Genomic DNA, 8,918 nt, shown 5'->3' on the forward strand with positions numbered 1-8,918 from the left:
TATAGCTTACACAGTAACAAGCATCATACTTAGTACTAAATGTTGTTTTAATATGGAATCATCCACAGGATTATTCCATATTAAAAGTGTACTATAATTAATATTATGTAAAATAGAATATTTTAAACAATGCTTCTATTTCAAAAATTACAGATAATAAACCAAATACAGAATAATTAAACTCCTAAAAGATTACTCATCTTTTTCTTGAGTAAGAAATTGTAAAGTGCCTAAATAATTGATTAATGTGCGATGTGATGATGATAAAGAAACAGTCACTTTTTTATTAGCATAAACAAGTATTGAAAAATCGTAATTTTCTGTACCTCTTTTAACATCTTTATTGCTAAAAGAAATAACTATCGCATCCTTTTTTTTGTGTGCGTTTATTGTATAATTTTTTGGTATGCTATTTACATGTATTCCTGAATCTATTTGGCCATATTGTCCTGTAGCTTGTCTTTGTTCTCCAAAATATGGTAGTTCAGATTCTATATTTCCTTGTTTGTTACTAATAAAATGTCCATCTACTCTAGTAGCGGTATTACCTGTTTTATTTATACCCAAGTCGTTAAAAACACGTTGTGTTGCTGCAGATGCTAATGGTTTTACGGTAGTAATATTTATTCTATAATCAGCGTTTTCTAATTGTTTTAAAAACGCTTTAGTTTCTAGGCTTAGTTTAGTATTATTTGTTTTTTTAGATGTTTTGCAGCTACTAAACAGTAATAGACAAAAACATACTAAAATAACCGTTGTATACGTGTTTGTTTTATTTCTCATAATTTTAAATTTAAAAAATTAGTATAAAACTATCATTCTTATTAACAGAATATTAATGATTTTAATTTACAATACACTTTAACTGTATACATATTTGTTTATGAGTTTAAATTCATAAAATTAGATTAACTAAACATCTAAAGGCAATAATTTAACGTCACCAATTCCAAATTGGGATTTCATAGGACTAAACCACGTGATAAATAGTATTTGTGTATCTCAGGTTGTAAAAAACAGAAAAAGTAAATACACTACCAAAAGTAGATTTAAAAAACAACCAATCAAATATTGTTAAAATACGTTTCGCTTGACTTAATAAAACAATACGCTGTTTAACTATAGCTTTCTATAATTGCATTTGCAACCAATTCGCCACTAGACATTGCTGCATTTAACGAGCCATTTAAAGTGTAATCTCCTGCTAAATAGATACTTTTTGAGTGTTTAAAAACATCACTATTACTTTTATATTTTACAGTTTCTAAATTTGGTAATGCACGTTTTATCTGGTAACGCTTAATAAAGTTTTTCGTTTTAATATTACAAATAGTATCTAGCTCTGCTTCTACTTTTTTTATTAAATCTGTTTCATTGTAATTGTGCGTTTTTACAACTGTCACAGACAAAAGCACATCACTTTTAGTATTGTTATTATTAATACTAGTGGTAAAGAAAATGTTGTTTATTAGTGTATTTTCATCAGCTAATAAACCAATTATCGGTTTGTTTAAAGTATCTTTTTCAACAGTAAAATACAAAGTGTCACAAGATTTCCAAGAGACTTTAGTTTCCGTTTGTAGTAGTTTAGAACTTTCTGTAGCAATAATAGTAATATCAGCATCTATAACTGTTCCATCTTCAAGCACAATGTGCTTCTCCTCTACAGTTTTTACAGATTTATTAAATAGTATATTAGTATTTGTTAATTTAGATTGCAACTGATTTGGTATGGCTTGAATTCCATCTTTTGGTAATACAGCCAAACCTTCACCAAACATTTTGTAAACAAACTCAAACATTTTACTTGGTGTGCTTAATTCGGTTTCTAAAAAAATACCACTAAAAAAAGGCTTAAAAAAGTTTGTAATAATACGGTTAGAAAAACCTTTAGCTTTTAAATACTCTAAAGTTGTTGTGTTTGATGTCTCGTTAAAAATAGAGTCTATAGCTTTCTTTTTTAACGCTAAATTCAATTTAAAAATAGCAAGTTTATCTTTTATAGAGCCAGTAGTTGTAAATACCGTTGGCAATAATAAAGATAAGTTACGTAAAGGATCTCCAATAGTTTGTTGCTTTCCATTTTTATAAATTACAGCACCAGGAACTAAGCGCTGTAAGTCTAAAGCTTTATAATCTAAATACTGCATTGCTTTTGGGTAAGCTTCTAATAATACTTGAAAACCGTGATCTAAAACATAACCCTCTACAACATCACTTTTAACACGTCCACCAACACGATCACTAGCCTCAATAATAGTTGGTGTAAAACCTGCTTTTTCTAATGCAATTGCAGTAATTAATCCGCTAATTCCTGCGCCAATAATATATATGTTCTTAGATTTTTCCATCATTTTAGTTCGCTGTTAGGTATTATATCACTTTTACAAAATTACAATATTATCATATTTAAAGTTTAAATATATGAATCGATTTTTATTGAAATAAACTAAACTTACTAAGACATTTTGTTATCTAATTTTGTGTTAATAAGCGTTGTTGTACGATTTTTAGTTACTTATATTTTTTTTAAATTGAAACCAAAAACACACAACAAACTAATCGTTCTCTATGTAATAGATTAAATTCATAATATTTGGTTAAAACGGAATAGTCTATTACTCTTTTTTGTATCTTTAGTTATAACTTAAAATTTAAAAATATGACAGTGAACTATGAATACGATGGCGTAACAGCTAGTCCAGAATTAGAAGAATACGTAAAAGGAAAATTAGATAAATTATTTAATAAATATGAATTTATAGTACGTGCAGACGTTTTTTTTAAAACTGAAAACGCTTCAACTAGAAATTCTAAAATGAAAACTTCAATTAGATTAAGTGCTCCAGGACCAAGATTGTTTGCAGAAAACACTACTGATTCTTTTCATAAAAGTGCTTCGGAATCTTTGAGTGCTTTAGATAGGCAATTAGATAAACGAAAAGACGCTATGCAAACGCATTAATAAAATTAAATTAAATATTGAAATTAAAGCTACTCGAAAGAGTGGCTTTTTTCTTGCTCTAAAAGTGTTTTGGAGGCTTTTTAATTTTTGGATATTATAAATAAAAGTGAAGTGCTTTTTTAAAGTAAAACTGAATACTGTGACTTTACACTAAAAACTTAAATATCAAACCTGTAATAAGCACACTTTAAATAAGCGCCTTCAGTAAACCCAATAGGATGGTCGCTATCATGATGCGTTTTTAAAATACATTCTGATGTTCTACTACTCTCGTTTAAAACTTGCGTATTAATATCGAAAAAAGATTGTGCTAAAACTCGAGAAGAACAGGATGCTAAAACCAATAAGCCTTTTTTAGCAGTAAGTTTTATACCTAATTGTGCTAGTTGCGCATATTTCTTTTTTGCAAGCTCAATCTCACTTTGTTGTTTAGCAAAACTTGGAGGATCTATAACCACAACATCAAACGTTTGCTTATTTTTAATCATAGCTTTCATAGCAACAAAAGCATCGTCTGCTATAGTAATATGCTTTCCAGAGTAGCTATTCAGCTTTCCATTTTGAAATGCCATTTGTAAAGCTTGCTTGCTAATATCTAAACTTGTAACTTCTTTTGCACCATTGGCAAGCGCATGAACCGAAAATCCGCCAGCATAACTAAACACATCTAAAACCGTTTTTCCATTGCTCAACTCACCTACTTGCTTTCTATTAGCTCTATGGTCTAAAAAATAACCTGTTTTATGACCTTTAATAACATTTGCCGAAAAATTAACATCATGTTCCACAAACTTTACTACTTCGTTTTCTAAAACACCGTAAACTACTTCTCCATTTTCTAAGTTATGAAGCTTAGACTGCTCCATACTTCTACTTAGTCTAATAACTATAGTTTCTACCCTAGAAACAGCTTGTAAGCTGTTTAAAATGGATTCTAAATAGGGTATCCATATCTCAGAATAGACTTTTACTACTAAAACAGTAGCATAAACATCTGCTATTAATCCAGGAAAACCATCGTTTTCACCAAAGAGCAGTCTGTAGCTATTTGTATTTGTTAGCAGTAGTGTTTCGCGTTTAGCGAAGGCTTCTTCAATTTTAGTATTAAAAAAAGTTGCATTTATAGTTACAGCAGTGTTTCCGCTATGCAACATTTTTATACGAATTGGTGAATTTCTATCGTATAAACCAAGACCTATAACTTTGTTTTTATTTTTTCCGAAGATAATAGCTAAATCACCACTTTTAGCATCGTCATTAATTTTGGTAATATTATCACTAAATAGCCAAGGATGTCCTTGTAGAACAAATTGTTCTCCTTTTGCCTTTAGCTTGATTGCTATTCGCTTAGGCGTGTAACCTGAAGTAATACTTTTGGTAAAATGAGTCATGAAAATTAAAGCGTAAGTTCCTTGATTTTAATACCTAAAGTCTTTTCTATGTTATTTATTTTTTGAAGTTCGCTTGGTAGAATTAAGGCAATAGATTGTCCTTTTTTTCCTGCTCTTGCTGTTCTTCCGCTTCTATGCGTATAGTATTCTATATGTTCTGGTAATTGATGATGAATAATAAAAGCTAAGTTATTTACATCAATACCACGTGCAGATACATCTGTAGAAATTAAAATTTGCAAGTTAGTATTCTTAAAAGCACGCATAACTTTATCGCGTTCTTTCTGCGTCATATCACCTTCAAGCGCATCAACATTAAAATTCTCTTTTTGTAATTGTTGTTTTAAAGATTGTGTTCCTGCTTTTGTTCTACAAAAAATAATACCACGTTCTTCTTCTCTGTCTTCTAATAAACGCATAACAGTATGCGCTTTATCTACTATTGAAGATTTTACAAAATGATGCGAGATATTAGCATTTACAATGCTTTCACGATCAATTTCTACACGAGCAGCATCTTTAGAAATGTAACGCGATACAATGTTTTTAAGTTCTGCAGGCATTGTAGCAGAGAATAACCACGTATTACGAGCACTATTAGTTGTTGCGTCTAAAATGGTGTTTAAATCTTTTTTAAAACCCATACTAAGCATCTCGTCTGCTTCGTCTAAAATTAAGGTATTAATATGGCTTAAATCTATTATGTTTTTATCTAATAAATCTACTAAACGACCAGGAGTTGCAACTATAATGTGAGTTGGTCGTTTTAAATTACTTATTTGAATGTCTATTTTTTCGCCACCATAAACACCTTCAACAAAAATTTTCTTATCGTTGTATTTAGTAAATTTAAAAAGCTGTTTCTTTATTTGTTGTACTAATTCACGTGTTGGTGCAATTATTAAACCTTGTACTGCTCGTTTATTAGAATCTACTTTATGTAGTACTGGCAAACCATAAGCAGCGGTTTTTCCAGTTCCTGTTTGCGCCAAACCAACAAAATCAATTTTAGATTTAATTAAAATTGGTATTGCTTGCTCTTGAATGTCTGTAGGTGTTTTTATACCTAATTCTTTAAGCGATTTTATGTAATTACTATGTATTCCTAAATCTTTGAAAGTCATATTAGTCTATAGTTTTTAGTCGTTAGACTTTAGTTTTTAAGCGTTATAGTAAGCAACTGTAAACTGCTACTGAAGACTGAATACTAAATTTTACTCTTCAGGAAGATAACCATGAATTTCTTCGAAAACTGTATCAAAATTAGTACGTAAATACACGTTTAATTTCTTTTTGTAATCGTCTTTAAGCCATTCTACAAAGTTAAAAGTGCTTTTACTAATACATTTTGTGTAGCGTTGTATGCGGTAATCTATATCGTCTTTAAGTAATTTTGCTAATGCTAAGGCATCCCAAAGGTCTTCACTATTTTCAATACAAATTTTTGCATGATGAGCGATAGAACGTTCCAATATTACTTTAGATGAATCTCCTTCTCTAACAGATTGGATATACATGGCTTTAATATTAAAATAGACATCTTCAGATTTTTCAAATTTTGCACGAAGCTCGTCTGGCATTTCGTATCTAAAGTTTTCTTCTAAATCTTCATCATTTAAAATACCATCAAGGTAAAAATTTGGAGATCTAAATATTTTATGCCAATCTAAGTCACTTCCCCAAGGTCCAAAACGATGGAGGTTGTTACCTAAATCTATAACAGTAAATTTATTTTTACTTTTTAGAATACGCGATCCACGACCAATCATTTGGTAGTAAAGCGTTAATGATTTTGTAGCTCTGTTTAAAATAATACAATCTACGGTTGGCTCATCGAAACCAGTGGTTAAAATACTTACCGATGTCAATATAGCATCAGGCGTCTCTTTAAACCATTTTAAAATTGCTTTACGCTCTTTTTTTGTATTGTTATTATCTAGGTGCGCAACAGGATAACCTGCACGTCTAAAGGTATCGTAAACATGTAGTGATGTGTTAATACCGTTGTTAAATATTAATGTTTTTTTGTTTTTACAGCGTTCTTCGTAAGATTGTATTAGCTTGGTAAGCATGTCTGTATTGGTGTATAAATCTTCAGAAGATTTTACAGTATAATCACCATTTGCACCAACAATTAATGAGGTTAAACCTACATTGTAAGAATAGACTTCGGCACGTGCTAAAAATTCATTTTCAATTAAAGAATGAATGGTTTCACCAACAATAAGTTCGTTATAATTATCCTTCATTGGAAGGTTAATATTACTACTTAAAGGTGTTGCAGTTACTCCTAAAATAAAAGATTTCTCGAAGAATTTAAATAGTTTTGTAAAAGAGTTGTAGTGTGCTTCATCAATAATAACTAAACCTATATCACTAATGTCTAACTTATCGTCATTTAAACGATTATTAAGCGTTTCCACCATAGCAACAAAGCAATTAAAGTCGCCTTGATCGCTTAAATCTGCTTTGGAATCTACAATTTTATTGGTTACACCAAACTCAGATAGCATATTAGAAGTTTGCTTACAAAGTTCAATTCTATGCGTCATTACTAAAACTTGTTTTTTGTGATGTTTTAAATACTGACGTACAATCTCTGAGAAAATCACCGTTTTTCCACCACCTGTTGGTAGTTGATAAAGTAAATGATAATCTTCTGGAGCATCTTCAAAACACTTAAAAATCTTATCAATTGCGCCTTTTTGGTAGCTATATAAACTTTTACCTTCTTGTCTTTCGTCTAATTCTAAAGCTGTAACCTTCATTAATTTTTTTCAAATTTTGAGATGTGCAAAAATACAACGAATTAAAGGCTTTCAACGAATAATTTTTAAATTTTTTTTAAATGATTACTTTCGTGTTTTAATATGAAAGATATCTCAAATAATTTACAAGAGCAATTTAGTGGGTTCTACAACACACCACATCTATTTATGGATCCAGTTTTTGGTATGAAACCTTTAATTACTTCAAAACAAGAGACACCAGTTTTTGAAGGTTCAGGATTAAAAAAAATAAGACTTGGAAAACGTGTGGAACGCTTTGTTACAACAGAGTTGAAATTAGATAGGGATATTGATGTTATATCCGAGAATCCTCAAATTCAAACAGAAACAAACCAAACCATTGGCGAATTAGATTGTTTGTATTTAGACGCAAAACAAGCAGTCCATTTAGAAATTCAGTTTAAGTTCTATTTGTATGATGCCACTTTAGGAACTACAGAAATAGACCATTGTATTGGTCCAATGCGTCGTGATAGTTTATTAGAAAAATTAACCAAGCTAAAAGAAAAACAACTACCACTACTCTATGCTAACGAAACAAAGTCAATTATAGATAGTTTAAATTTAAAAGCGGAGGATTTTATTCAAAAAATATATTTTAGAGCACAAATTTTTGTGCCTTATGGTAAAGTTATTCAGCTTAAAATATTAAACCCAAAATGTATTTATGGTTTTTACTTTAAATATTCAGAATTACAGAGGTTTAAAGACTGTAAATTTTATAAGCCTAAGAAAACCGATTGGTTACTTGATGTCACACCAAATGTCAACTGGAAATTATACAACGAAATTTTGCCACAACTAAAAGTATTTGAAGCTGAAGGTTATTCGCCTATGTTATGGTTAAAACATGTAAATGGTGAAATTAAAAAATGTTTTGTGGTAGCTTGGTAGTATAAACATACTTTTTGCAAATTTGAAAGGGAAACCCATTTTTGGCGACTTATTATCCATGTCTAAAAAACTACTCACTAACAAAACCACTTCATGACTTTAATAACCTATTTGTTTTTAGGAGTTTTAACTGCAACAATAGGTGCATTACCACTTGGCACAACTAATGTTGCTGTCATTAATACTACAATAAAAGAGAGTATTCAAAATGCATTAAAAATTATTTACACAGCAGCTTTGGCTGAAGTAATTTTAGTTTTGATAGCGCTTATTTTTAACAAACGTATTGAAAACTTTGTTAATATGAATATTTGGTTACAATATGCAATAGCTGTTATCTTATTAGTAGTTGGTGCTATACTGTTATCAGGAAGAAAAGAATGTGTTAAAGATGAAGGAGGTGAATGTATATACATTAAAAAACGAAAATATAATCCATCAAAACAATTACTTGGTTTTATATTAGGTTTAATAAATCCAACAGTATTAATTTATTGGATTTTAGTAATTTCGTTTTTAAAGAAAAAAATGATTACTGTAGATACAACAATAGATTACTCTTTAATAATTTTATTCTTAATTGGTGTTTATATAGGAAAAGTGATAACCTTATATTTTTATGGTAAGTTTAGCCATAAGCTAAAACTTAAAATGAAAAATATAACAACTAAAGTAAACCGCGTTATTGGTTTGTTACTTACTGTTGTTGCTGTTTTTCAATTTACTAAGTTGTTTTATACTTAGTATTCGATTTTTTATATTTTGGTAACTCTTTTTGTTATTGTTTTATAAATTTGCGTGTGTATACTCTTCCTTGAGATTCCAAACTTAGAACATAACTTCCTTGACTTAAACTTGAAACATTAATAGAATGCTGTT

Annotated in this window: 9 protein-coding genes; 3 read left to right on the forward strand and 6 right to left on the reverse strand. The window is 29.6% G+C overall.

What is annotated here, in order from left to right:
* Positions 1–192: 192 nt before the first annotated feature.
* A complete protein-coding gene (locus Q0C58_RS11435) occupies positions 193–783 on the reverse strand; it encodes a DUF4251 domain-containing protein (RefSeq protein WP_290701633.1) in 591 nt (196 codons plus the stop codon).
* Between the two features lie 332 nt (positions 784–1,115).
* Entirely contained in the window at positions 1,116–2,354 is a 1,239-nt protein-coding gene (locus Q0C58_RS11440; RefSeq protein WP_366841703.1) for an FAD-dependent oxidoreductase, read from the reverse strand.
* A gap of 308 nt (positions 2,355–2,662) precedes the next feature.
* On the opposite strand from Q0C58_RS11440, the gene raiA reads away from it, so the two are divergent.
* Complete coding sequence (gene raiA / locus Q0C58_RS11445; RefSeq protein ID WP_290701637.1) at positions 2,663–2,965, forward strand: ribosome-associated translation inhibitor RaiA; 303 nt, start codon at positions 2,663–2,665, stop codon at positions 2,963–2,965.
* A 158-nt stretch (positions 2,966–3,123) separates the two neighbouring features.
* Here the strand turns inward: raiA and Q0C58_RS11450 are convergent, their stop codons facing one another.
* From Q0C58_RS11450 to Q0C58_RS11460, 3 genes are all read right to left on the reverse strand, one after another.
* Positions 3,124–4,356, reverse strand: a complete 1,233-nt coding sequence (locus Q0C58_RS11450; protein ID WP_290701640.1) for a class I SAM-dependent rRNA methyltransferase — start codon at positions 4,354–4,356, stop codon at positions 3,124–3,126.
* A gap of 5 nt (positions 4,357–4,361) precedes the next feature.
* The gene (locus tag Q0C58_RS11455; protein WP_290701643.1) at positions 4,362–5,480 is read right to left on the reverse strand and encodes a DEAD/DEAH box helicase; all 1,119 of its coding nucleotides are present in this window, start codon (positions 5,478–5,480) and stop codon (positions 4,362–4,364) included.
* A 90-nt stretch (positions 5,481–5,570) separates the two neighbouring features.
* Positions 5,571–7,124 (reverse strand): DEAD/DEAH box helicase, encoded by a 1,554-nt coding sequence (locus Q0C58_RS11460; RefSeq protein WP_290701646.1) that lies wholly within the window; start codon positions 7,122–7,124, stop codon positions 5,571–5,573.
* Positions 7,125–7,226: 102 nt separating this feature from the next.
* Here Q0C58_RS11460 and Q0C58_RS11465 point away from each other — a divergent pair, with 102 nt between their 5' ends.
* A complete protein-coding gene (locus tag Q0C58_RS11465) occupies positions 7,227–8,039 on the forward strand; it encodes a DUF1853 family protein (RefSeq protein WP_290701649.1) in 813 nt (270 codons plus the stop codon).
* A 93-nt stretch (positions 8,040–8,132) separates the two neighbouring features.
* Positions 8,133–8,783 (forward strand): LysE family transporter, encoded by a 651-nt coding sequence (locus Q0C58_RS11470; protein ID WP_290701652.1) that lies wholly within the window; start codon positions 8,133–8,135, stop codon positions 8,781–8,783.
* A 34-nt stretch (positions 8,784–8,817) separates the two neighbouring features.
* Here Q0C58_RS11470 and Q0C58_RS12470 read toward each other — a convergent pair whose 3' ends face one another.
* Positions 8,818–8,907, reverse strand: a complete 90-nt coding sequence (locus Q0C58_RS12470; protein WP_366841707.1) for a T9SS type A sorting domain-containing protein — start codon at positions 8,905–8,907, stop codon at positions 8,818–8,820.
* Positions 8,908–8,918 lie beyond the last annotated feature (11 nt).

It is taken from the genome of Lacinutrix sp. (genome assembly GCF_023299985.1).
Classification (GTDB): Bacteria; Bacteroidota; Bacteroidia; order Flavobacteriales; family Flavobacteriaceae; genus Lacinutrix.

Excerpts from the sequence above, each read along its gene's own strand:
- Q0C58_RS11435 (WP_290701633.1), bottom strand. The coding sequence starts at position 783 with ATGAGAAATAAAACAAACACGTATACAACGGTTATTTTAGTATGTTTT.
- Q0C58_RS11440 (WP_366841703.1), bottom strand. The coding sequence starts at position 2,354 with ATGATGGAAAAATCTAAGAACATATATATTATTGGCGCAGGAATTAGC.
- raiA (WP_290701637.1), top strand. The coding sequence starts at position 2,663 with ATGACAGTGAACTATGAATACGATGGCGTAACAGCTAGTCCAGAATTA.
- Q0C58_RS11450 (WP_290701640.1), bottom strand. The coding sequence starts at position 4,356 with ATGACTCATTTTACCAAAAGTATTACTTCAGGTTACACGCCTAAGCGA.
- Q0C58_RS11455 (WP_290701643.1), bottom strand. The coding sequence starts at position 5,480 with ATGACTTTCAAAGATTTAGGAATACATAGTAATTACATAAAATCGCTT.
- Q0C58_RS11460 (WP_290701646.1), bottom strand. The coding sequence starts at position 7,124 with ATGAAGGTTACAGCTTTAGAATTAGACGAAAGACAAGAAGGTAAAAGT.
- Q0C58_RS11465 (WP_290701649.1), top strand. The coding sequence starts at position 7,227 with ATGAAAGATATCTCAAATAATTTACAAGAGCAATTTAGTGGGTTCTAC.
- Q0C58_RS11470 (WP_290701652.1), top strand. The coding sequence starts at position 8,133 with ATGACTTTAATAACCTATTTGTTTTTAGGAGTTTTAACTGCAACAATA.